Source organism: Exiguobacterium sp. 9-2 (assembly GCF_036287235.1).
Taxonomy (GTDB): Bacteria; Bacillota; Bacilli; order Exiguobacteriales; family Exiguobacteriaceae; genus Exiguobacterium_A.
On record NZ_CP142850.1, the window covers coordinates 1,099,159 to 1,122,636 of the forward strand.

At 45.3% G+C, this 23,478-nt stretch carries 29 protein-coding genes and 1 pseudogene; 19 read left to right on the forward strand and 11 right to left on the reverse strand.

What is annotated here, in order from left to right:
- Positions 1 to 24: 24 nt before the first annotated feature.
- Positions 25 to 789, reverse strand: coding sequence for an SGNH/GDSL hydrolase family protein (locus tag VJ374_RS05625; protein ID WP_056060514.1), 765 nt, complete (start codon positions 787 to 789; stop codon positions 25 to 27).
- Positions 790 to 915: 126 nt separating this feature from the next.
- Here VJ374_RS05625 and VJ374_RS05630 point away from each other — a divergent pair, with 126 nt between their 5' ends.
- Together VJ374_RS05630 and VJ374_RS05635 are read left to right on the forward strand one after the other, a co-directional pair.
- Positions 916 to 1,836, forward strand: coding sequence for an ABC transporter ATP-binding protein (locus tag VJ374_RS05630; protein WP_023467748.1), 921 nt, complete (start codon positions 916 to 918; stop codon positions 1,834 to 1,836).
- Positions 1,829 to 2,827, forward strand: coding sequence for an ABC transporter permease (locus VJ374_RS05635; protein ID WP_035408742.1), 999 nt, complete (start codon positions 1,829 to 1,831; stop codon positions 2,825 to 2,827). Before VJ374_RS05630 ends, VJ374_RS05635 begins: the two co-directional genes overlap by 8 nt.
- A gap of 39 nt (positions 2,828 to 2,866) precedes the next feature.
- Here VJ374_RS05635 and VJ374_RS05640 read toward each other — a convergent pair whose 3' ends face one another.
- Positions 2,867 to 3,391, reverse strand: coding sequence for a P-loop NTPase family protein (locus tag VJ374_RS05640; protein WP_329470482.1), 525 nt, complete (start codon positions 3,389 to 3,391; stop codon positions 2,867 to 2,869).
- A 508-nt stretch (positions 3,392 to 3,899) separates the two neighbouring features.
- On the opposite strand from VJ374_RS05640, the gene miaA reads away from it, so the two are divergent.
- Together miaA and hfq are read left to right on the forward strand one after the other, a co-directional pair.
- Positions 3,900 to 4,826, forward strand: coding sequence for a tRNA (adenosine(37)-N6)-dimethylallyltransferase MiaA (miaA, locus tag VJ374_RS05645; protein WP_329470484.1), 927 nt, complete (start codon positions 3,900 to 3,902; stop codon positions 4,824 to 4,826).
- Positions 4,827 to 4,874: 48 nt separating this feature from the next.
- On the forward strand, positions 4,875 to 5,123 hold the full coding sequence (hfq, locus tag VJ374_RS05650; protein ID WP_023467753.1) for an RNA chaperone Hfq: 249 nt from the start codon (positions 4,875 to 4,877) through the stop codon (positions 5,121 to 5,123).
- A 149-nt stretch (positions 5,124 to 5,272) separates the two neighbouring features.
- Here the strand turns inward: hfq and VJ374_RS05655 are convergent, their stop codons facing one another.
- A complete protein-coding gene (locus VJ374_RS05655; protein ID WP_056060521.1) occupies positions 5,273 to 6,244 on the reverse strand; it encodes a tyrosine-type recombinase/integrase in 972 nt (323 codons plus the stop codon).
- 139 nt (positions 6,245 to 6,383) lie between these two features.
- Here VJ374_RS05655 and hflX point away from each other — a divergent pair, with 139 nt between their 5' ends.
- From hflX to glnA, 4 genes are all read left to right on the forward strand, one after another.
- Positions 6,384 to 7,625 (forward strand): GTPase HflX, encoded by a 1,242-nt coding sequence (hflX, locus tag VJ374_RS05660; RefSeq protein WP_034785946.1) that lies wholly within the window; start codon positions 6,384 to 6,386, stop codon positions 7,623 to 7,625.
- Between the two features lie 2 nt (positions 7,626 to 7,627).
- The gene (locus VJ374_RS05665) at positions 7,628 to 8,905 is read left to right on the forward strand and encodes a methionine gamma-lyase family protein (protein WP_329470487.1); all 1,278 of its coding nucleotides are present in this window, start codon (positions 7,628 to 7,630) and stop codon (positions 8,903 to 8,905) included.
- Positions 8,906 to 9,046: 141 nt separating this feature from the next.
- Complete coding sequence (locus VJ374_RS05670; RefSeq protein ID WP_023467758.1) at positions 9,047 to 9,445, forward strand: MerR family transcriptional regulator; 399 nt, start codon at positions 9,047 to 9,049, stop codon at positions 9,443 to 9,445.
- 45 nt (positions 9,446 to 9,490) lie between these two features.
- Positions 9,491 to 10,837 (forward strand): type I glutamate--ammonia ligase, encoded by a 1,347-nt coding sequence (glnA, locus tag VJ374_RS05675; protein WP_056060529.1) that lies wholly within the window; start codon positions 9,491 to 9,493, stop codon positions 10,835 to 10,837.
- Between the two features lie 28 nt (positions 10,838 to 10,865).
- Here glnA and VJ374_RS05680 read toward each other — a convergent pair whose 3' ends face one another.
- The 4 genes from VJ374_RS05680 to VJ374_RS05695 form a co-directional block, all read right to left on the reverse strand.
- The gene (locus tag VJ374_RS05680; RefSeq protein WP_329470489.1) at positions 10,866 to 11,141 is read right to left on the reverse strand and encodes a tyrosine-type recombinase/integrase; all 276 of its coding nucleotides are present in this window, start codon (positions 11,139 to 11,141) and stop codon (positions 10,866 to 10,868) included.
- A gap of 219 nt (positions 11,142 to 11,360) precedes the next feature.
- Positions 11,361 to 11,612 (reverse strand): integrase, encoded by a 252-nt coding sequence (locus tag VJ374_RS05685; RefSeq protein ID WP_329470490.1) that lies wholly within the window; start codon positions 11,610 to 11,612, stop codon positions 11,361 to 11,363.
- A 32-nt stretch (positions 11,613 to 11,644) separates the two neighbouring features.
- Positions 11,645 to 11,743, reverse strand: coding sequence for a hypothetical protein (locus tag VJ374_RS05690; RefSeq protein ID WP_329471027.1), 99 nt, complete (start codon positions 11,741 to 11,743; stop codon positions 11,645 to 11,647).
- 49 nt (positions 11,744 to 11,792) lie between these two features.
- Positions 11,793 to 12,050, reverse strand: a complete 258-nt coding sequence (locus tag VJ374_RS05695) for an IS3 family transposase (RefSeq protein ID WP_329470492.1) — start codon at positions 12,048 to 12,050, stop codon at positions 11,793 to 11,795.
- 213 nt (positions 12,051 to 12,263) lie between these two features.
- On the opposite strand from VJ374_RS05695, the pseudogene VJ374_RS05700 reads away from it, so the two are divergent.
- The 8 genes and pseudogenes from VJ374_RS05700 (at position 12,264) to VJ374_RS05730 (ending at position 18,015) form a co-directional block, all read left to right on the forward strand.
- Positions 12,264 to 13,100, forward strand: a pseudogene (locus VJ374_RS05700) (IS3 family transposase).
- A gap of 239 nt (positions 13,101 to 13,339) precedes the next feature.
- The gene (locus VJ374_RS05705) at positions 13,340 to 14,167 is read left to right on the forward strand and encodes a hypothetical protein (RefSeq protein WP_329470494.1); all 828 of its coding nucleotides are present in this window, start codon (positions 13,340 to 13,342) and stop codon (positions 14,165 to 14,167) included.
- Positions 14,148 to 15,419 (forward strand): hypothetical protein, encoded by a 1,272-nt coding sequence (locus tag VJ374_RS05710; RefSeq protein ID WP_329470496.1) that lies wholly within the window; start codon positions 14,148 to 14,150, stop codon positions 15,417 to 15,419. The genes VJ374_RS05705 and VJ374_RS05710 overlap by 20 nt, the downstream gene beginning before the upstream one ends.
- Positions 15,412 to 16,044, forward strand: coding sequence for a hypothetical protein (locus tag VJ374_RS05715; RefSeq protein ID WP_329470497.1), 633 nt, complete (start codon positions 15,412 to 15,414; stop codon positions 16,042 to 16,044). The genes VJ374_RS05710 and VJ374_RS05715 overlap by 8 nt, the downstream gene beginning before the upstream one ends.
- A 223-nt stretch (positions 16,045 to 16,267) precedes the next feature.
- A complete protein-coding gene (locus tag VJ374_RS15980) occupies positions 16,268 to 16,408 on the forward strand; it encodes a hypothetical protein (RefSeq protein ID WP_442899599.1) in 141 nt (46 codons plus the stop codon).
- Positions 16,409 to 16,940: 532 nt separating this feature from the next.
- Complete coding sequence (locus VJ374_RS15985) at positions 16,941 to 17,096, forward strand: hypothetical protein (protein ID WP_442899600.1); 156 nt, start codon at positions 16,941 to 16,943, stop codon at positions 17,094 to 17,096.
- A 432-nt stretch (positions 17,097 to 17,528) separates the two neighbouring features.
- Positions 17,529 to 17,765, forward strand: a complete 237-nt coding sequence (locus tag VJ374_RS05725) for a (4Fe-4S)-binding protein (protein WP_329470499.1) — start codon at positions 17,529 to 17,531, stop codon at positions 17,763 to 17,765.
- A complete protein-coding gene (locus VJ374_RS05730) occupies positions 17,740 to 18,015 on the forward strand; it encodes a GNAT family N-acetyltransferase (RefSeq protein WP_035398130.1) in 276 nt (91 codons plus the stop codon). Before VJ374_RS05725 ends, VJ374_RS05730 begins: the two co-directional genes overlap by 26 nt.
- Positions 18,016 to 18,328: 313 nt before the next feature.
- On the opposite strand, the gene VJ374_RS05735 is transcribed toward VJ374_RS05730, so the two are convergent.
- Positions 18,329 to 18,655 carry an AzlD domain-containing protein gene (locus VJ374_RS05735; protein WP_035408727.1) on the reverse strand — a complete coding sequence of 109 codons (327 nt, stop codon included), beginning with the start codon at positions 18,653 to 18,655 and terminating at the stop codon, positions 18,329 to 18,331.
- The gene (locus VJ374_RS05740) at positions 18,634 to 19,335 is read right to left on the reverse strand and encodes an AzlC family ABC transporter permease (RefSeq protein ID WP_290772432.1); all 702 of its coding nucleotides are present in this window, start codon (positions 19,333 to 19,335) and stop codon (positions 18,634 to 18,636) included. Before VJ374_RS05740 ends, VJ374_RS05735 begins: the two co-directional genes overlap by 22 nt.
- Positions 19,336 to 19,489: 154 nt before the next feature.
- On the opposite strand from VJ374_RS05740, the gene dhaK reads away from it, so the two are divergent.
- Genes dhaK through dhaM form a run of 3 tightly spaced genes read left to right on the forward strand, consistent with a single transcriptional unit; the run spans position 19,490 to position 21,446 of the window.
- Positions 19,490 to 20,458, forward strand: a complete 969-nt coding sequence (dhaK, locus tag VJ374_RS05745; RefSeq protein WP_035408722.1) for a dihydroxyacetone kinase subunit DhaK — start codon at positions 19,490 to 19,492, stop codon at positions 20,456 to 20,458.
- Positions 20,459 to 20,482: 24 nt separating this feature from the next.
- A complete protein-coding gene (gene dhaL, locus VJ374_RS05750; protein WP_308101263.1) occupies positions 20,483 to 21,085 on the forward strand; it encodes a dihydroxyacetone kinase subunit DhaL in 603 nt (200 codons plus the stop codon).
- Positions 21,078 to 21,446 carry a dihydroxyacetone kinase phosphoryl donor subunit DhaM gene (gene dhaM, locus VJ374_RS05755; RefSeq protein WP_035408716.1) on the forward strand — a complete coding sequence of 123 codons (369 nt, stop codon included), beginning with the start codon at positions 21,078 to 21,080 and terminating at the stop codon, positions 21,444 to 21,446. The genes dhaL and dhaM overlap by 8 nt, the downstream gene beginning before the upstream one ends.
- Positions 21,447 to 21,533: 87 nt before the next feature.
- Here the strand turns inward: dhaM and VJ374_RS05760 are convergent, their stop codons facing one another.
- Together VJ374_RS05760 and glpK are read right to left on the reverse strand one after the other, a co-directional pair.
- The gene (locus VJ374_RS05760) at positions 21,534 to 21,854 is read right to left on the reverse strand and encodes a hypothetical protein (RefSeq protein WP_290749282.1); all 321 of its coding nucleotides are present in this window, start codon (positions 21,852 to 21,854) and stop codon (positions 21,534 to 21,536) included.
- A gap of 78 nt (positions 21,855 to 21,932) precedes the next feature.
- Positions 21,933 to 23,435 (reverse strand): glycerol kinase GlpK, encoded by a 1,503-nt coding sequence (gene glpK, locus VJ374_RS05765; protein WP_035408709.1) that lies wholly within the window; start codon positions 23,433 to 23,435, stop codon positions 21,933 to 21,935.
- Positions 23,436 to 23,478: the final 43 nt, after the last annotated feature.

Consider the following 23,478-nt stretch of genomic DNA (forward strand, 5'->3'; position numbering starts at 1 on the left):
CCGCCATTTAGGCGGCTTTTTGTTTTAGAAACGTTTATTGACAGCAAGTAATGCGGCTTTTGCGATCTCTTCATAGGTAGAGTCGTTCGGATGGAACTGATCGCTTGATAAATCACGTTTGACGTCGCGAACGAGATTGAATGTGTCGATGATTTCGACGTCATATTCAATCCCGAGCGTCCGGGATTTAGCATTCCAGTCTTGCACGATCGCATCGAACGCCTCACCGTTTTCCGTTGCACGGAAAGGATTATAAAGTCCGACGTAGAAGATGACAGCATCCGGATTTTGTTCGCGCAGAATCCGGAACGTCTTTTTTAAGTTGTCTTGAGCCGTCGTAATCGTCGCGGCCGTTTTCTTTGCATCGAAATTCGTGACACCTTCGCCACGATTGAACAAGTCATTTCCGCCGATCGTCACCGAGATGACTTTCGCTTGACTGACTGAGCGTAGGACTTCTTTTTGTTTGAGTTGTTTTAATAAATTTTCCGTCCGGGCACCACTGACGGCAAGATTCTGAAAACGCTCGACCGTGTTCGCTTTGACAAGGTCGCGTCCGACAAGAGCAGCATAACTATTTCCGTTAGATGCTCCAACACCACGCGTCAAGGAATCACCAAGCGCGACGTACGTTCCGCCTTTTTTGACAGGTTCTTCCTTTGTTGGTGTGAGGACGGCACGCTTCGGTGGATTGACGACGTCACTATAGGCGTTGACGAAACCGTAACCAAACAGTGCGGTCAGTAAGAGTGAAACGGTTAAAAACAGGGGCCAGCGTAATCGCTTCATGAACGTTCCTCCTTCTAGGTTCTATCTTGATTGTAGCAAATGTAGAAAGAATGTGCGGAAATGAAGTGTTCTGACAAGTCAAATGATTCATTATTCCGCTAGAATAGACAATAAGAGGTGAGAGACGTGAAACCAACAGTTAAATTAGAAGGTGTAACAAAGGTGATCGGAAAAAAAACGATCATCGATAATATCTCGTTTGAAATTCAACCGGGTGAGGTCTTCGGATTCCTTGGACCGAACGGGGCAGGGAAAACGACGACGATCCGGATGCTCGTCGGACTGATCAAACCGACGTCCGGTAAAATCACAGTCTGTGACTTCGATGTCCGCAAACAGTTCGTCCAAGCGATGGAGCGGATTGGTTCGATCGTTGAGAACCCGGAGTTGTATAAATATTTGACAGGTCGTGAAAATTTACAAGTCTTCGCCCGGATGTTACCGAATGTCGACGAGGCAAGGATTCAGGAAGTCATCGATCTCGTCGATTTGACGGCGCGTGTCGACGATCAAGTCCGGACATACTCGCTCGGGATGCGTCAGCGTCTCGGTATCGCCCAAGCACTACTCGGACGACCAAGCGTCTTGATTCTCGACGAACCGACGAATGGTCTCGATCCGATGGGGATTCGGGATTTGCGTCAATTCATCCGCCGGCTCGTCGAGGAAACGGGACTGTCGGTCCTCGTCTCGAGTCATATTCTCGCTGAAATCGAGATGCTCGCCGATCGTGTCGCGATCATGAGTTACGGTAAAATCGTCCAAGTCGGAACGGTCAAGGAGCTGGTTGAGTCGCTTGCTCCTGGTGTTGATTGGCGTGTCGATGATGCCTTCAAGGCGAACGAAATTTTATCGGCTTCTGATTTAGTTCAAGTATCCGAAGTCGTCGATGCGAATACGGTCCATACCTTGATGGATGCTAGTAAGACGCCGGCACTCAACAAGCAGTTGCTTGAAGCAGGTGTTGAAGTTTGGACGATCGAACGGAAAGTCCAGACGCTTGAAGATCTGTTCATCACGTTAACAGGAGGCGATCACATTGCGTAATCCGAACATGATCGGTCTCGTCCGAAATGAAGTTACGAAAATCGCTTCGAAACGTCGGTTTGCTGTCGTTGCGATCATCCTCATCGTCCTCGTCTCAATGTTTACGTACGCACAGTATCGAGACATTCAAGAACAGATCAAAAAGCAAGGAACACTTGATTGGCGGGTTGAACTTCAACAAGATATCGTCGATACACAGAACCGTCTTGCTTCTAGCAGTATTCAAGATGAGTTCCGTCAGTTCCTTGAATTCGACCTAAAACAAAACCAATACTATCTCGATAACGACATCAATCCGAATTATCCGGGAGCCCCGACGTTCATCCGGATATTCTTTTCGCAAGGATTGACGCTGATTTTACCGCTGTTCATCATCGTCATCATGGCGGACATCGTCAGCGGGGAACAAAATGACGGAACGATCAAGACATTGCTGTCGCGACCGGTCCGGCGTTGGAAGATCCTCATGGCGAAATGGTTGACGGTGTTACTTTATACATCGATGCTGATGGCATTGACCGTCGTCGTCTGTTATGCGATATCCGGAATCGTCCTCGGTTATGACGGCTGGACCGCACCGATCTTGACCGGATTCCAAGCTTCACCGAGCGGAACGTTCTCGACTGAATTCGTGCACACGTTACCGATGTGGGAGTATCTGTTGATGGCGGTCGGTCTAGCCTGGATCGTCACGGCGGTCGTCGGGACGATTGCCTTGATGGTCTCCGTTCTCGTCAAGAATACGGCGACAGGCATCGGGATCATGATGGCAGTTTTGATTTCCGGTACGTTACTGACGACGCTCGGTTCGAGCTGGACGAGTTCGAAGTATCTCGTCAACGTCAACTTTGGACTGATTAACTACCTTGATGGTCAAGCGCCACCGATCGAAGGGATGACACTTCCGTTCTCGCTTGCTGTCCTCGGTTGTTGGACGGTCGCGGCACTAATCGTTGCCTTCTGGAACTTCACGCAAAAAGATATGTATTAAGACAAACGGGTCCACCTGAAGAGGGGGACCCGTTTTTCATTATTTGTGAGGCAATTTGTCGTATGTTTCCATTATTTTTTGATACTGAAGCTGTGTCGGTATGGAAGCGTCTAATCTTAGAACGGGGGAAACCGACCGTTCCATTTGCAGTTGGTGTTCCGCGAACGTGCCGATCATCTTCGGGTCCGTCGCTGTATGATACGTCCGGCACCAGTCGAGGAACTCATTTGATCCTGAAAAGTCAGGATAACGTGCTGCTTCGCGTGCGATGAGTCGTTCCATCCGGAGCGATTCGTCGAGCGACAGGAAGACGAGCAAGTCCCGATTGGTGAAACCATCCGGGTGCCAGGCGAAGACGGAACCGGAGACGACGTAATCACGGTAAGACAGTATATCTGCTTCATACATGGAAAATCGCTCGGAGACGTCACGTTTTTCAGTGAACTTCGTATCTTTCCAGAGATAATGGTCGGTATCGATCCACGCAATCCGTTCCGATTGTCCGATGAATGCACCTAGTGTACTTTTTCCTGTACCAGACCCACCAATGATTTGAATGCGCACGAGAACCAGCTCCTTTCGAAATAATCTACTAGCACGCAGAACAGGCCCGGGCATGATGCCGGACCTGTTCTGTGAAAGAAAGAAATCTTCCTATGTCGCCTCGTGCCAGCACAAGACATGGAATCGAGAGGCAGTGCCTCTATGGGAAGCTGATGCAGGTCAGCCTCCGCGCTACGTACCAATCGTACTTTTATCATACTGATTCCAAGAATTGGTGTCAAACCTGCTCGAAAGGGTTTACAAACCATTCAAACCGTCAAAAGAGAGAATAACGATGATTAGAGGAGGAACGACCATGGCAGATTGGGGCATCATGCTGACAGGCGTCGTCATTTGTGGATGGTGCATCTTTAGTGCCATCTATGACGATTTCATCCGTCGCGTATAAGACAAGTAAGTGTGGAACCGTCCAAGGAGGGCGGTTTTTTTGTGGATTTTTTTAATCCGAGTAAGTGGCTATGGTACACTCGAATCAAAAATGAAAAAGATAAAGAATGGGTGAAGCAGAATGAAGAAACAACCAGTTATCGTCATCGTCGGACCGACGGCAGTCGGAAAAACGAAGACAGGCATTGAACTAGCAAAACGACTAAACGGAGAGGTCTTATCCGGAGATTCGGTTCAAGTCTATCAAGGGATGGACATCGGATCGGCAAAAGTGACGACCGAAGAGATGGAAGGAGTGCCGCATCATCTGCTTGATCTCGTTACACCGGACGACGAGATGAGTGTAGCCCGTTTCCAAACGGTTGCCCGAGCAACAATCGATGAGATCGCGAGCCGTGGTAAGTTGCCGATCATCGTCGGCGGAACAGGACTTTACATCCGTTCAATTTTATATGATTACCAGTTTACCGAGCAGGCAGAAGATCCAGCCTTACGGGCTGAACTCGAAGCGTATGCGGCGACACATGGAGCAACTGCACTACATGATCGGTTAAAGGAACTCGATCCGGTGCGCGCAGAAGCGATTCATCCGAATAACATCCAGCGGGTCGTTCGGGCGATCGAGGTCGCGCGGACTGGTCAGACACAAACGACTGGCAGTCAACCGGCACTTTACGAGAGTTTGTTGTTCGTTTTACACATGGAAGACCGGGATCGTTTGTATGACCGGATTGATCAGCGGGTAGACATGATGGTCAACAGTGGCCTTCTAGAGGAAGTGGCGCGTCTGGACGCTGCCGGGTATCGACAGACGAAGGCGTTGCAAGCGATTGGTTATAAAGAGATGTTACCTGTTCTTGACGGAGCACCACTCGATCCTGCTGTTGACATGCTAAAACGGAACACACGACGCTTCGCCAAACGTCAATTGACATGGTTCCGTCATCAATTTGATGGCGTTTGGGTAGATATGGGAAAGTTTTCATTTGAAGAAACGTTCAAAATTATCTATGATAGAACTGTAGAGTTTCTGAAAGCGGTTAAATAAGAGTTGCCCGAAGACAGAAACAGATAAAAAGAGGGGGCACGGGGAATCATGAAAGCGACATACAACATTCAGGACGTCTTTTTAAATCAATTACGGAAAGATGCAGTCCCAACGACTGTTTTCTTAATCAGCGGGTATCAATTACGGGGGCTGATCAAGTCATTTGATAACTTCACGGTCATTTTGGAGTCGGAAGGCAAACAGCAATTGATCTACAAACACGCAATTTCGACGTTCGCACCAGCGCGCAACGTGACGTTATATGAACAAGAAGAGACACAAGAAGTTTCTCGCTAATGAAAAAGACGACCGGGGGGTCGTCTTTTTTTAGGTTTCATTCAGGTGTGGGTCGTATTAAAAATTCGAGACGAATAACGAAAGAAGAATGACGCTTCGCAAGTGAAGTGAAAAATGACAGCTACTTCACTTTCAGCGTAAATGTGTCATTACAGTAATGGTGTCAGTTCCTCGACTGCCTCTTCATAACGTCGAAGCGAGACATCCTTATAAAGACACGTCTTCTGCAGGCGTTCTTCTTTCGTCATCTCGTCCTGATACGTTTTTAGGATGAAGCTGTTGCGTAACATCGACGGCGTCAAGACCCGCTTGTTGTCCGACCGTTCATTCAGCTGACGCATCATCTTCGTGATCATGACGATCGACAATTGCTTCGGTGCATTCTTACTGTAAACCCAGCGGAATGTCATCCGGGCGAAGTCGAACGCGACGAAAAAAGGGTCGGTACTGTGATAACGAGGACGGACGGGCTCCGGAATCGTCTTCAAGTAACGCAACATGATATCTTGATCTTCCCGCTCGAGATGGAGCAGGTAGCGGTTGCCGAGTCGATCGTGGACGGTCATCTCTTGCTGGGCGAAGTTGAGATCGTGCATCTTTAAGCCGATGATGTGATGGACGCGTAAACCGTAGCGATAAAACAGGCGGAGAATGAGTTCGTTTCGATCGATCAAATACGGACGGGCTTTCAATTGATGTTCCGTCAAGCCGCGATCGGATTGATTCGTTCGGACGAGTTGCTCGTATTCCTTAAAGGAAGCGACGTGTTTTGCCGTCAATTCATGTGTCGGTTGTGCGTATTCGATCAGCTTCGCCTTCGTTTGTCGAATTTGGTAATTGACTTGATTGATGACGGTGACGATTCGGGCGACCGTCGCTTGTTGGTAGAGTTTCTCTTCGATCAAGTACTCATTGATGAACGTCTTCCACGTCTCAATCGAAATCGCCTTGAAATCATCGATCGTCTCAAGTGGTTGATCGACATCCGTCATGTAGCGGTGGACTTCGATTAAATCGTACCGATAGCGCCGGACGGTCGAAAGTTGTCGTCCGCTTGTCGTTAAATAAAATAGGTAGCGTTCAATGAACTCTGGAAGCGTATACGACTGTTCGCGTGCCATCGTTTTCCTCCCTTTCGTAATGGTGTTTCTTCCATCATAAACCGAACGGATGTTTCCTGTCCAAAAAAGTTCAGACGAACCGGTGGCTGTGGTATGATAAGGGGCGCAGTACGTCTTTACTCGTGAAAGGAATGATATTATGTCAGAACGCGTCATCGTCGTTGGTTGCCAGCTCCCCGGTGTCCCGGATCATGTCTATGAAGAATCGGTCGCGGAGCTCGAAGCACTCGTAACGACTGCGCATGGTGTCGTCGTCGGTCGTTTGGATCAAAAACGACAAGCAATTGACCGCCGTACGTTCATCGGAAAAGGAAAGGTTGAGGAACTCGTTGCGTTAGCAGACGAACTTGAACCTGATTTAATCATATTCAATGCTGAAGTCACGCCCGGTCAAATGAAAAATATCCGGATTGCCTTATCAGACCCGGAAGCGATCAAGTTGATCGACCGGACGCAGTTGATTCTCGATATCTTCGCTGGACGTGCCCAATCACGCGAAGGGAAATTGCAGGTCGAACTGGCACAGATGAGTTATCTGTTGCCACGTCTTGCTGGGCAGGGAACACAACTGTCACGTCTTGGTGGCGGAATTGGAACACGTGGACCAGGTGAGTCGAAACTCGAGACGGATCGTCGTCATATCCGGCGCCGCGTCGATGAGATTTCGAAACAACTCGAGACATCCGTCGCGCATCGTGCCCGTTACCGGGAACGTCGCAAAGAGAACCAGACGTTCCAAATCGCACTCGTTGGTTATACGAATGCCGGCAAATCAACGATCTTCAACCGATTGACTCAAGCCGACACATACGAAAAGGATGAGTTGTTCGCGACGCTCGATCCGTTGACACGTCAAGTCGATTTGCCAGAAGGTGGGCAAATCCTCCTGACGGATACGGTCGGTTTCATTCAAGATCTGCCGACAAAGTTGATCGCAGCGTTCCGTTCGACACTCGAGGAAGTGCTAGAAGCGGACTTGATCCTCCACGTCGTCGATGCGTCGAGTGAGCATTACTTGAACCAGATGCAGACGACGAACGATGTTCTCGATGAACTCGGTGCCGGTGACATCCCGCAGCTAGAAGTCTACAACAAGAAGGACCAGCTGAACCGTTTGTTTACAGGCGGGAAACTGTTGATCTCTGCACTTGATCCGCAGGACATCGAGCGTTTGATTGAAGAGATCGAACGTTCAATCAGTGAGATCCTCGAGTATCTCGAGATCCGCATCCCGGTTGATGGTTTTGCTCATTACAATCCGGCAAAGGAAGTCATGATGAACTTGAAGGAATCGTTCGAAGAAGATGGTTCTGTCATTCTTAAAGGTTACTTGCGTAAAGATACGCGTCTATATGCGACATTGAAACAATACGAGGTGTAAACATGTTTTCAGAATTAACCCATTACGAAACGCTTCGTCCGCTCATTGACCGGGCGGAGGAACAGATCGCTCCGTACGTCAAGAAGGCGCAAGAGGTCGCGGAATATAATCAATTCCGTGTCCTCGATGCGTTTCGGCGTCACAAGGTCAGTGATTTTCATTTCATGCCGTCAACAGGCTATGGCTACAATGATGAAGGACGCGATACGCTCGAACGCATCTATGCCGACGTCTTCGGTGCGGAAGCCGGTCTTTGTCGTCCGCAAATCATCAGCGGCACCCACGCAATCGGTATCGCATTGTTCGGTCTATTGTTGCCGGGCGATGAATTGCTCTATATCACAGGAAAACCGTACGATACGCTCGAAGAGATCGTCGGAATTCGTGGTGACGGACGCGGTTCATTAAAGGAACTGGGCGTCCACTATGATGTCGTCGAGATGAAAAACGCCGAGACGATCGACGTACCGGCAGTTCTCGAACGGATCACACCGCAGACGAAGGTAGTCGGGATTCAGCGTTCAAAAGGGTATGCGACGCGACGCAGTCTACCGGTTAATGAAATCGGTGAAGCGATCGCCGCCATCAAAGACGCTCATCCCCATGTCTTGATTTTCGTCGATAACTGCTATGGTGAATTCGTCGAGACGATCGAACCGACGCATGTTGGAGCAGACTTGATGGCAGGATCGTTGATCAAGAATCCGGGTGGTGGTCTTGCGAAGACCGGCGGCTATCTCGTCGGTCGGACCGACTTGATCGAACGGGCATCGTTTCGGATGACGACGCCCGGGATCGGAGCGGAAGCCGGTCCATCGTTATCCGCACTTCCGGATATGTACCAAGGCTTCTATATGGCACCACATACAGTCAGCCAAGCGTTGATGGGCGCGATGTTCACGTCAAGCATGCTCAGTCAGTTCGGTTTCGACACGGCACCGCACCATACGGCAGAACGGACGGATTTGATTCAATCGGTCTCGTTCCATGCACCGGAGCCGATGATTGCTTTCTGTCAGGCGATCCAAGCCGCTTCACCTGTCAATGCGCACGCGCTACCGATTCCGGATTATATGCCGGGATATGCGGACGACGTCATCATGGCAGCAGGGACGTTCGTACAAGGCTCATCGATCGAGTTGTCAGCGGATGGTCCGATCCGTGCACCCTATACTGCATACGTCCAAGGCGGTTTAACGTATAGCCACGTCAAGATCGCGATCATCTCAGCCGTCAATCACTTGATGGAAAAACAATTAATTCCAGAAAAAAACGTTTAATACTAGCATATCTCGTGAAAACGACCTCTGAACGACTTCATGTAAAGTGATTAAAAAAGTTGTGTTAACTTTTCTTACATCGCTTGACAAGTTGCCTGACAGAGGTTTATTCTCATGGAGTAAGGAAAAAGGAGGAACCACATGGCAGACTCATCACGCCAGTCCAAGCCACTATTTCCCATCGGAGTCGTTCAAGAGTTGACCGCGTTATCTGCCCGCCAGATCCGATATTACGAAGAACAGGGACTGATTAAGCCGGAGCGGACAGAGACGAAGCGTCGCCTCTATTCGTTCAACGATGTCGATCGCCTGTTGTCGATTAAGGAATACCTGGATCAGGGACTGAATATCGCAGGGATCAAATTGATTTTCGAAAACGATCTCGTCAAACGCGAACGCGTTGCGGAGAGCGTCGTCGAGACGCGCCCGGAACTATCTGACGGCGAATTGTATAAACTCCTGAAAAATGAATTGAAGGAAGCAGGACGACATGGAAAGACGTCGCTCATCCAAGGTGAGCTTGGGCGTTTCTTCAAGTAAGGACCTGTAACCATATAAAAACGAATCGGAGAGGGGATTTGTCACATGACACGTCGCAACATTACACGAGAAGACATTTTGAAAATCGCTAAAGCTGAGGATGTACGCTTCATTCGCTTACAGTTCACAGATATCCTCGGAACGATCAAGAACGTTGAAATTCCAGTAAGCCAATTGGAAAAAGCACTTGATAACAAAATGATGTTCGATGGTTCATCGATCGAAGGATTCGTCCGGATCGAAGAATCAGATATGTATCTCTTCCCAGACTTAAACACATGGGTCGTGTTCCCATGGACAGAAGATGGAACAGGGAAAGTTGCACGTTTAATCTGTGACATCCACAATCCGGATGGCTCGCCGTTCGCAGGAGACCCACGTGGTCAGCTCAAACGGGTACTTAAAGAGATGGAAGAACTCGGTTTCACATCATTCAACGTGGGACCAGAGCCAGAATTCTTCCTCTTCAAGAAAGATGAAAAAGGTCGTCCGACACTTGAATTGAACGACCAAGGTGGATACTTCGACCTCGCACCAGTCGACCTCGGCGAAAACTGCCGTAAAGAGATCGTCATCGAGCTCGAGAACATGGGCTTTGAAATCGAAGCATCACACCACGAAGTCGCTCCAGGTCAGCACGAAATCGACTTCAAATATGCGGATGCGATCACGACAGCGGATAACATCCAAACGTTCAAACTTGTTGTCAAGACGATCGCGGCGAAGCACAACTTGCACGCGACATTCATGCCAAAACCACTCTTCGGAGTCAACGGATCAGGAATGCACGCAAACATGTCGCTTTTCAAAGGCAACGAGAACGTCTTCTTCGATGAAGGCAACGAAGAAATGCAATTGTCGGATGATGCACGTGCCTTCACAGCAGGTATCCTCAAACACGCACGTGCCTTCACAGCGGTTTGTAACCCGACAGTCAACTCATACAAACGTCTTGTTCCTGGCTACGAAGCGCCTTGCTACGTCGCATGGTCAGCCCGTAACCGTTCACCACTCGTCCGTGTTCCTGCAGCACGTGGACTCTCGACTCGTATCGAAGTTCGTTCAGTCGACCCAGCAGCGAATCCGTACCTCGCGCTTGCGACATTGCTCGCTTCAGGTCTCGACGGAATCAAGAACAACTTGAAAGCACCGGCTCCAATCGACCGTAACATCTACGTCATGGACAAACCGGAACGCGTTGCGAACGGAATCGATGATCTTCCATCAACACTCAGCCACGCACTCGAAGTCTTGAAAGCGGATGACGTCGTCATGCACGCTCTCGGCGATCACATCGCAGAGCACTTCGTTGAATTGAAAGAAATCGAATGGGATATGTTCCGGACGCAGGTCACGGAATGGGAACGCGATCAGTACATGGTCTTGTTCTAAGACATTCAACCCCTTGAGCCGTGTGGTTTCAAGGGGTTTTTCTTTGTTTTGAAATGCGGGAGTACACTTCTGCTGTAATACCCATACTTCCGTGACCAAGACGTTTGTGTATATACTTCATATGAGCGCTAGATTCCAGCAAAAGAACTGCGTGAGTGTGGCACAGCGAATGAATGGAAAGCTGGGGGAGGCCATCTTTTTTCAATATGCGGGCAAAGGAATTAAAGAGAATAGATTTTGGTATCGCATTTCCATCATTGCGGTACAAAACGAGATTTAAATCATGGTTATAAAAATCCTTCAATGCAAGCTTATTTTGATTCTAGTATTTCAAATGAACTGAAGAGCATTGGTTAATGATTGGTTGATGGTGATGATTCGTTTTGACTTATGCGGTTTTGTATCTCCAAATAATTATTTGTCTTCTTTCGGATCAAAATCCAGTGTCTTGTTAATAGAAAATTTTTTTAGGTCAACGGCAGTCCATTGAAGGGTAGCAGCTTCGCCTTTGCGCATCCCAGTTTCAACAAGCGCCATAAAAATAGAGCCAGTAATGATAGTTGTTCTGGTAGGCTATTTGTAAAAAGACTGGGATAACGACGGAATCAATAAACTGAATTTCTTTTTGCTTTTTCATACCTTTTACGGTTGCACCTAAGCAGGGCTTTCTTTGTAAGATGCCCAGAATAACTGCTTTATTCATGGCATTATACATTTTTCCATGTACAATTTCTGAAGTTCGTTTACTGTAGCCTTTACCATTTAGATGATTCAAAAACTTCTGATAGAGGATGAGCTTTAAATTTTTCAGAAGTATACTCTAGAAATAGGAAAAAGATGGTTTTGAATATTGTGTTGATGTACAAGGTACGTATTTTTGTGGATTGAATCCTCCTTGTATTCCATCAACCAGTTAGTCAAGAACGTTTCCAGGGTATATACTTTTTCATTTAATTCAAAGCCCTCCAAAATTCTTTTTTCTTCTTCTGCAGCACTTCCTCATGATACGCAAAATACGTTTATGATTCATCGGCCCCCCGATAAGATCGAGCATCTCCATGTAAATACCACGATAGTCGATTTTTCCCTTATGACGATCATGAACATGTTTCAGAAAGAGGTAGTCCGCATAGTCGCGTTCTTCCCGAAGGGAAACACTATCTGTACGTGCGAGCCAGGCGTAATAACCGCTGCGGCTCACTTCAGCGAGCATACATAGATCCGTCACGAACCGATTCGACGATTGTTTTCGTAAGACAATATTAATTGCCTGATAGCGTTCAGATGCCGTTAGTTTCGGTACTTCGCCTCTCTTTTGAACTGAACCCTGAATGATAGACACTTGAAAAAAGTGTATCATTTGGGATTTTTCGTGTGGATACCAATCGCTATAATGAACCTATTCATTCAGACGGGAGAAACAAACATGAGTAAAATCACCTTCACTATGACTCAAATCAACCAACTCGAAGAAAATCTGAATGTCGCTTCAGTATCAGAGCTCTCGATCCAATACACCGCCGAGCCCAAGGTCAAGTCTGTACGTGAGAATATGGAGGGAAAGTGATCTCAACAAATCTTCATGGAGGCCGGATTCGACCTGACGATGATCGGGAAACGAAAAGCGCAGTCCGCGTCGAATCGCTGGCAGCAAACGTTCCGAAAAGACGGAGAGGAGGGTCTCCGAAATGATAAACGTGGAAAGGCTCTGGGCGACGCACGAGCACCGCTGTGCCGAACCGATTGAACCGCGAGTTCCGGCACAGCGAGCCCGGGAAGGTATTCGTGACCGATATCACCTACCTCCCCATCGCCTCTGGTGGGAACGTCTATCTGTCTTGTGTGAAGGACGTCGCCATACGCGAGATCGTGGCATACAAACTATCCACGGACCTTCGCATGGACCTCCTCTTTCAGACGATGAAAAAGCTCGAAGAGCATCTCCAAGGGAATCGACACCTCGAGGCGATGATTTATTCGGACCAAGGCTTTCACTACACCCATCCGCGCTATCAGCGACTCATTGGCGACCTAGGACTGGTTCAGTCCATGTCCCGTCGGAGCAACTGTCTCGACAACGCACCGATCGAATCGTTCTTTGGTCATTTGAAAGACTATGTCACCAACCGTTCGCGCGGATCAGTCGATGAGGTTCGAGAGAAGTTTGAGGACTACATCAGCTATTACAACTGCGAAAGCGGTCAATGGGACCTAAAAAAAGATGACCTGGTAGCAATATCGGGACCATCTGATCGCAGCATAGAAAACATAAGCTTTTTATTAAACTGTCTATTTCATAGGGCTCAGTTCAGAATTAGGGGCGAAGACTGTTTAATCGCTTATATTTAGTAGTTTGCATAGAGTAAAACAATAAATAATAAGGCAATATATGCATTATAAACAATTAAAAGAGCATAATTATATAATTACGAAATGTTATAAATTTAGGATCCAAATGATATAATAAATAAGATCTTAACTGGATCCTGAGGAGTGATGATGATGAACCGGAAATTAAATAAGACAGACTTTGAAACATTAAACATTTCAAATATCCCTAGTAATAAAAATAAGTTATTACGATTATTAGAAAATTTTGATAGTTCTGAATTTACATGGAGGGAAATCTCTGAATTAAATTTAAATACAAAACTTGATATAAGTAATAGTACTTTAAGAAAAATGATAAATCATAGTACAATGATTGGTATAATGAATTATAGCAATAGAAAATATTTTCTCTCAGATATATCACACTCATTGCTAACTCAAAAGTGTGATATAGATAATTACTTTTTGAAAATTTTGAAAGTTAACAACCAATTATTTAATAACGTAAAAATAATTTTATTATTACTTCGGTTATTTAGCGGAACTTTAAGGGTTAAAACGGTTTATACTGTATTTTCATATATTGGAAAGGATAGACTAGATCAGAGTGCAGAAGCGTCTGTAGGTAGGAATATAAGAGCTGTTTTTTCAATAATGACTATGATGGGGTTAATTACAAGAGATAAAAGTACAATTCATTTAAAAAATAAAACTAAATTGGTTAATGAATTTGGTCTTATAAATATACAATCGATTGAAAAAGAATTTAATGATTATATAATTAATGTAAACCGTTTAACAGATTATATAGGGGAATTTTTTGATCCGGAAATTGTATCTAAATTACTATCATGTATTTCAACCTATGAGACAGATAATTATATATGGTCTAAAAGTAGTCTATTTAAAAATAAGGGAGAAATTAAAAACATATTTGGTGATTATATTATGACCGTGATAATTAAAAGGAGTGGGCAAAATGAGTTCAGAAATATTTGAGTACCTAAAGAAGGCGTTAGATAGAACAGTTCCAATATCTGACCCAGAATATCTAATTGGAGAAGAAGAGTCTTTTGCGGAATTTAACAGTTGGGTTGAAAATAGTATTACTGGAACATCAGGATTCCTTGGCGGAGTAATACTAGGACAAATAGGTAATGGCAAAACACATTTTCTAAGATATATAAGACGTCATTTTAACTCTAAAATGATTGGTATTTATGTGCCAAATATGTTTGTCGGTGGTCCATTAGTTAATTCTCTAAATGCTATTTATGAATCTTTATTTACTGGACCTGGGAATTATCCTCTTAGAAAATTTTGTGAAGAATGGAAAGAATATAAGGAAAAAAATGAGAAAGAATTACAAGAAAAATACTATAGAAATGAAATTTTTAGGTACCTATTAAGATGTGATAATGAAGACGAAGCAAATCTTGTGTTAGATTACTTTTCTAATTTAGAATTATTTCCTGATCAGCTTAAATTTCTTAGAAGTAAATTTGCTGCAAAAAAGAACTTTATAACTAATGAAAGTGATTTTGCAAAATTTTGTGGAGATGCATTGGAATTTATACAAGTTATTACTGGGAAAAGTTTGCTTTTATTGATTGATGAAGTTGATAAGGTGTATTCAGCTGAAACTAAATCGGTATTAAATACAAGTGTTGGACTAAAAGTATTATCAGCATATCGAGTTTTGTTTGATCATCTAAACTCTAGAAATTTAAATGGTTTAATTTGTGTAGGTGCTACTCCTGAAGCGTGGGATGTATTGTCTAATCAAAAGGCATTCGAAAGACGCTTTGTCGGCCGTAATGCATATTTAAAAGTACCAAAAACAAAACAAGATTGCTTTGATTTCATAATTAAGAGACTTCAAGAGATTAATTATCAACCAGACAGTAAAGATCAAGAATTAATTAAAAATTTAATAGGCAATTTAGATGAAACAAGTTTACGAACGTGGGCGGATGTAATAAATAACCTCAGAAATGGTAAGAACTCTTCTGAAACTGTGGTAAAAGAGGATGACCCTGAGGAAATAATTCTCGAAATACTCTCAAACTCTTTATATCCACTTACTTGGAGTGAGATTCTGGAACGAAGCGATAAACTTAAGGGAATTTATCCTAAATCTCCGCCAGTATCTAAATTAAGTAAACTTAGTAAGGATAATAAAATTAGAATAATTTCGACCAAGCCTAAAACATACGAGTTAATAAGTGAGGATTATTCTTATGATGAGTAACTTACAATCTGAAAATAAAGAGCAAGAGCAAGAGCAAGAGCAAGAGCAAGAGCAAGAGCAAGAGCAAGAGCAAGAGCAAGATGAATATAATTCCTCGAAGATTCTTACCAATTTAAATTCAATTATAGATGGAAAAACCATTGAAGAATCAGTTGGAACTAAATATTATCGTGACGTTCGAGAGTGCCTTGATATTCTTGACATTGATCATAAGGTTACCGCTATAGGTATCTTAGGGAGAGCTTTAGAACTTTGTACAAAGGAATATTTTGAAACCCTAATTAAAACAAAATCATCTTTTCAACAAAACACTGGTAACCATAGCATTAAGAAAATTAGAGAGATATTTTGTGGAAAGAATAGTAAACAAGATGATCGACTAAAGCTATTATTAAATCAACAATCATTTAGCAAGAACTCATACACATATAGGTTAAAGAGGCCACTTTTAAATAAAAGAATTTACAATCTTTTGGATTCGATTAGAGACGCGAGAAATAAGGCATTTCATGGTTGTTCAAATGAAGAGTATGAAGAATTACATAATGAAGCCGACTGGTTAATAGAAGGTGGGCTAAGAACACTAATTGAATTAATAAAAGAAATTGATAAGAGTGGCCGATGAAATCTTTGTGATGTCAAGTGATTCTCTAGAACTATTTTTATTTAGTGGATTTCTTGATAAATGAACGGCATGATATATTAATATCTTCTGAAAAAGCGTTAAATCTTGATGCCTGAACTGAACCCCGAATGATAGACACTTGAAAAAAGTGCATCATTTGGGATTTTTCGTGTGGATACCAATCGCTATAATGAACCTATTCATTCAGACGGGAGAAACAAACATGAGTAAAATCACCTTCACTATGACTCAAATCAACCAAATCGAAGAAAATCCGAATGTCGCTTCAGTATCAGAGCTCTCGATCCAGTACACCGCCGAGTCCAAGGTCAAGTCTGTACGTGAGAATATGGAGGGAAAGTGATTTCAACAAATCTTCATGGAGACCGGATTCGACCTGACGATGATCGGGAAATGAAAAGCGCAGTCCGCGTCGAATCGCTGGCGGCAAACGTTTCGAAAAGACGGAGAGGAGGGTCTCCGAAATGATACACGTGGAAAGGCTCTGGGAGGCAGACGGACGAGTCGATGGAGAGACGATTGGCGAAGGAAGAGGTACAGATCAAATACATGACGGCAGAGAACGAACTCTTAAAAAAGCTAGAAAAGTTAGAAGGGCAGGCGAAACGTACGAACTGATACTAGTAGAGAAATATCAAGTCATCAACACCGTCATCCGCATCGCATAGCTTAAGAATCTCGTCCGCCCACTACGCTACCCTCGGTTTTCTGATCAACCATAAACAGATTTTACGACTGATGCGCAAATATAACATCGTGACCAATACACCTACCTCCCCATCGCCTCCGTGTCTTGTTTGAAGGACGTCGCCACACGCGAGATCTTGGCACACCAATTGTCCACGGGTCTTCACATAGACCTCGTCTTTCAGACGATGAAAAAGCTCGAAGAGCATCTCCAAGTGAATCGACATCCCGAGGAGATGATTCATTCGGACTATGTCATCAACCGTTCGTGCGGGTCAATCGAGGAGGTCCGAGAGATCGTCGGGGATTACATCAGCTATTACAACTGCCAGCACGATCAATGAAACCTAAAAAAGATGACCCCGAAACAATATCGGTACCGCCTGATCGCAGAATAGAAAACTTGGTCTTTTTATTAAACTGTCCATTTTACAGGGGCCAGTTCATGTTTTGGTCGTGGGTAGAAATAATAACACCCATAAAGTACCCGCAATACACCCACATAAAATAAATACATCATGAAAAGTAATGAATTTTAAGAGTAGGAAAATACTGATTTTCCGGGTTTTTTTAAAACTATTGTAATCTTAAAAAGGAAGAAGTATATTCCGGAAGCAAGTCACGGAATGGGAACGCGATCAGTACATGGTCTTGTTCTAATCCAACTCAAGCACTTCTGGACTTTTGTCTGGAAGTGCTTTTTTCATGTCGTCGACAGGAATTGAGTCAAGGATATGGAAAGATACAAGAGTACAAAGAAAGGGAGACGATACATCATGAAAAAAGGATATGAAGGCAAAGAGATCACGGTCTATTTTGATTCGGAAGTCTGCATTCATTCCGGTCATTGTGTACGAAGTCTACCGACCGTCTTTGATGTCAGACGGCGTCCGTGGATTGAAGCGGACGGGGCGCCGGTGGAAGACGTCATGCGCGTCGTCGATGGTTGTCCAAGCGGCGCCTTATCTTACGAACGGAGGGAAGCAAATGGAGCTGAAACGAGCGGAACGTAAAATCGAAGCCCATCAGGAAGGTGAAGTGATTGGAGAAATCACTTACAGCGATACGAACAACGGCATGTGGATCATCGATCACACGTATGTTGATCCCGCGCACCGGAACCAACAGATTGGGGAACAACTCGTTGCCGAGATCGTCAACTGGGCACGGGAAGCAAACGTCAAGCTACTGCCGTTATGTCCGTTTGCGAAAAAAGAGTTCGAACATCAATCGGATTATCAGGACGTACAAGCAAATACGTGATCACAAAAATCTCCTCCGGTCTCTCAAGACTAGAGGAGATTTTTTCGAGTCATTGTTTGTGATCTCTGACTTTCATTTTGCGAGAAACAACCATCGCACCGAAATAGGCGATGACGTACAACACGACCAGTCCTTGTTTTAGCATATAAGGTAGATCCATTTGATTCACAAGTAGAAAACTAGCGCACAATAAAATTAAAAAGGGTATTAGCCACTTGTTCGGCACATCAGCACCTCCTTCACTATCTATGTATTTCTATTTTAAGGATAACACAAAATATTTACCGGAATATGTTAAAGATGAATAACTTGCTTACAGATAAATCCTTAGAAACGCCATCGTGACGACACCGGTGATGACCGTCCAAGAAAGACTTTTACTGAAAATCGCGACTGCCATCGTCGGTAGGGCGGCGAAGACATGAAGCGTCGAAATCGTCGGGAACGCGTTGTCTTGCGCGATAAGTAAATTTTGAAAGAAGAGGGCGCCAAGCAGGCAGACGGGAATGAACGAGAGCCATTCCGTTACGAGGCGCGGTAACGTCAGTCCATGAAGGACGAGAAACGGTAAGATACGTGGAATCCAAGTGACGAGTCCACAAGCTAAAAAGAGACCGATTAATTCTGGGCGGATTTCCATCGTGTGATCACGACTCCTATGCTAGCGCCACCGAGTGTCGCGCAAAGAACGGCGACTTCCGCAGAAAAGTAGCGCATGGTGATGTAAAGCAAAAGTAAGACGATCAATAAGAGGCAACTATTCACGACAATACGGGTACGTTCTCCTTCAAATTGTAAGTACAATAAACCGATGAACATCGCCGTCAGAGCAAAGTCGAGACCGAAGCGCTCGGGATCAGGAAACCAGCTACCGACAAGTGCACCGAGAACGGTTGCGATAATCCAGCTAAGATACGCAGTCAGATTTAAGCCATGCATGAAGGATGGGGAGATCTTCCCTTTTTGCGCAGTATTCATTGCGACCGCAAACGATTCATCTGTCAGTAACGTCCCGGTACCGAGTCGATCACGAAGGTGGCGTGTCTCGACGTGCGGAGCGAGCGTCAGACTCATTAACAAGTGCCTGAGATTGACGATGAATGTCGTCAGAATGATGGCAGAGGCGGGGCTATTCAACAGCAAGAGACTCGTGATGATGAATTGAGCGGCGCCGGCATAGATGAAGACGGACATGAATCCGACTTCAAGAGGGGATAAGCCGGAGGCACGACCGACGATCCCTGCGGAAAAGCCGATGCCGATATAGCCAAGGACGGTGGGTAGACAGGCGCGGACACCTGCTTGAAAGGCTGATGACATTTGATTCCTCCTCTTTTTTAAGAGCATAGCATTCGTGCGGTATATCGTCACCAACTGGTCAATATTTTCATCATTTTTTTCGACATACTCGACTTGATTTGGTGGTAAAGAGTAAGTGGTACGGCAAAATCAGTTAGGTAAAGGAGCGTTTTTCATGCACAAATTAATGAAAGATTCAAACCGGTTCGTTTCAGACATGGTCGACGGACTCGTACTTGCTCACCCTGATTTGTATAAAAAAGTCGAAGGTGTTAACGTCGTTGCGCGGAAAGTACCACTGGACGGAAAAGTCGGTCTTGTCTCTGGTGGGGGAAGCGGTCACGAACCGGCACACGCTGGATTCGTCGGGGACGGTATGCTTGCTGCGGCTGTTTGTGGGGAAGTGTTCACTTCACCGACACCCGATATGGTGCTTGAAGGCATCAAGGCAGCTCATGGGGGAAAAGGTGTCCTACTCGTCGTCAAGAACTATTCAGGTGACGTCATGAACTTCGATATGGCGAAGGAACTTGCTGAACTCGAGGATATTGAAGTTGATACGGTCGTCGTTAATGATGACATCGCGATCAAAAAGGAAGAGGATCGTCGTGGGGTCGCAGGAACCGTCTTCGTCCATAAGATTGCCGGTGCTGCAGCGGCAGAAGGAAAATCACTAAGTGAAGTCAAAGCAGTTGCGGAAAAAGTCATCAAGGGCGTTCGTTCGATTGGAATGGCACTCTCACCATGTTACATGCCGGAGAGCGGCAAGCCAGGCTTTGAGTTGCATGATGACGAGATGGAGATCGGAATCGGGATCCACGGTGAAAAAGGACTTGAACGAAAAGCAGTCGCTTCCGTTGATGCGATCGTCAAAGAGTTGCTCGATCGTTTGACGAAAGAAGTACCAGACAAAAAAGTCGCCGTCATGGTGAATGGGATGGGCGGAACACCAGAATCCGAACTGTACATCACGTATAAATATGTCGCGGAAGAACTTGAGGCGCATGGTTACGAGATTGCCCGCTCATTCGTTGGAAACTATATGACATCGCTTGAGATGCACGGGTTCTCAATCACGCTCTTACCAGTGGATGATGAACTGCTCGGATATCTCGATGCAGAAACGAAAGCGATTGGATTCTAATTCAAATAAACGGGGTGTAAAAACATGAAGTTGACGACGGAACAGTTGCAAAGCGCGCTCCTCAAAGCAGCGGAACAGATCGAACAGCATAAGGATGAATTGACGGACCTTGACCGGGAAATTGGTGATGGAGATCATGGAATTAACATGTCGCGTGGCTTCCAAGCAGTCCAGAAGACGCTAGAAGAACACGGCGAATATGAGGATTTAGGAGCTTTATCCAAAGAAGTCGGGATGACGCTGATCAAAACGATTGGTGGGGCATCCGGTCCTTTATACGGGACAGCATTCGTTAAGTTCGCCGGTGCATTCAAAGGGAAAACAGAAGTCGAAGGTGCGGATCTTGCAGACGCTTTCCGCGAAGCGACGGAAGGGATCAAATCGCGTGGGAAATCGGAATTCGGTCAAAAGACGATGGTTGATATCTGGACACCGTTCCAAGAAGCGCTCTCGCAAGAAGGGGACTTGAAAGCGGCAATCGATCAAGCACTTGCTGATACAAAAGCGCGTATCGCAACGAAAGGGCGCGCGTCCTACTTCGGTGAAGCGACGGAAGGCGTACAGGACCCAGGTAGTTTATCGAGTGCTTTGCTACTCAACGAAATTGCGGAGGTGCTTCATGGTTAATCTTGTACTTGTTTCTCATAGTGAAAAACTCGCGGCTGGACTGAAAGAACTGTTGGCAGAGATGGCACCGGATACGCCAGTCTTAGTAGCAGCCGGTCTTGAAGATGGTAGCATTGGAACGGACGCGACACGAATCGAAGAAACACTGAATACACTAGACGACGATGGAGTCGTCTTAACGGATATTGGTTCTGCGACGATGAACACGGAACTAGCACTTGAATTATACAGTGGCGAACGGACGGTACGTTTTATCGACGCACCACTCGTCGAAGGTGCTTTTCTAGCAGCTGTTTTAAGTGGACAGTCGAAATCCGTCGATGAGATTGAAGACGGATTAAAAAATGAGTTTGGCAAATAAGTAATAAATCCCCCATTGCGAATAGGCGAGGGGGATTTATTTCAATTACTTCTATTCATATTAAAACTTAGTAGAGACTCTCATGAATCAAAACGACCGGAGCCACTCTTCTAACCACTCTCTAGGTAAGCAAACTGTAGCTAAATCAAGTGTTTGTAATGCATCCAAAGAATACGTGTTATAAAGATAGAGATCCCATTGTGCATCGATATCGTTTGCTACTTCAGTCGCTTGTTCACTTAATGGATAAGTTCCACGTCCGTCAGTTGCAAGATGATAATAATCATTATGGTAGACATTGATCATATACCGGTAACACCAATCTGCCAGTTCTTCATGCGTGATGTTGCCATCAAGCGCGAACTGAATGTATTCTTTTAGCTGTTGATCAGAATAAATGGTATTCATGAGGCACCTCACGCTATATTTTCTATAAGATATCAAAAACCCGGTCCCTCTGTAAAAGGGATCGGGTTATTAATTAACTTATTTCGATGGTTTAAAGACCATTGTCGCTTCCACTGCTTTTTGCCATCCAGCATAGCGTTGTTCACGATCGTCTTCTTTCATCTCTGGTTTAAACTGATGATCGAGCTTCCATTGTTGTTTGATTTCCGCTTTATCTTTCCAGTAACCGACGGCTAATCCAGCAAGATATGCTGCACCGAGTGCTGTCGTTTCGTTGATTTCTGGACGATCGACAGGAACGCCGAGGATGTCCGATTGGAACTGCATCAAGAAGTTATTGGCTACAGCACCACCGTCGACACGAAGTGTTTTCAGTTCTATTCCAGAATCTTGTTCCATCGCTGTCAACACGTCGCGTGTTTGATAAGCGAGTGATTCAAGCGTTGCCCGAACGAAGTGCTCTTTATCTGTTCCGCGTGTTAATCCGAAGATCGCCCCACGAACATCTGAATCCCAATACGGTGCACCAAGACCGACAAAAGCAGGAACGACGTAAACACCGTCTGTTGAATCGACTTTCGTTGCATAGCCTTCTGAATCTTTCGCGTGTTTCAACATACGGAGTCCATCGCGGAGCCACTGGATTGCAGAACCGGCGACGAAGATAGAGCCTTCGAGCGCATATTCGACTTTTCCATCAACGCCCCAAGCAATTGTCGTCAAGAGTCCGTGGTCAGAAGAAACGGCTTTCTCACCTGTGTTCATGAGCATGAAACAACCTGTTCCGTATGTGTTCTTTCCTTCACCTTCTTCAAAACACGTTTGACCAAAGAGTGCAGCTTGTTGGTCACCAGCGATCCCAGCGATTGGCACTTCGTAACCGAAGAAGTGATATGGTACTGTTTTGTCGTAGACTTCACTCGATTGACGAACTTCTGGTAACATTGACGCAGGAACACCGAGGATATCGAGCAACTCTTCATCCCATTTTTGCTCATAGATGTTGTACATCAATGTCCGTGAAGCGTTCGTGTAATCCGTGATATGCGTTTTTCCACCAGACAATTTCCAAACGAGCCACGTATCAATCGTACCGAAGAGTAATTCACCGTTCTCTGCTTGCTCACGTGCGCCTTCGACATTGTCGAGAATCCATTTGACTTTCGTACCAGAGAAGTAGGCATCAATCAAAAGTCCTGTTTTATCACGGAACTTCTGATTCAAACCTTGTTCTTTTAAGTCGTCACAGATACCAGACGTTTGACGTGATTGCCAAACGAGCGCGTGATAAACCGGTTTACCTGTTTCTTTGTTCCAGACCACTGTCGTTTCACGTTGGTTCGTGATTCCGATTCCGGCGATTTGCTCAGGTTTGATATCTGCTGTTCCGAGTGCTTCAGCCATAACAGCAAGAATCGAACCCCAGATTTCGTTTGCATCGTGCTCGACCCAGCCTGGTTGCGGGAAGTATTGCTTGAATTCCCGTTGTGCCGAGTTGACGATTTTCCCGTCGTGATCGAAGATGATCGCACGTGAGCTTGTCGTACCTTGGTCGAGTGCTAGGATATACTTGTTTTCCATTTCGAAATCCCCCTTGAGCGGTATGTGTTTGTGAAACGTGATC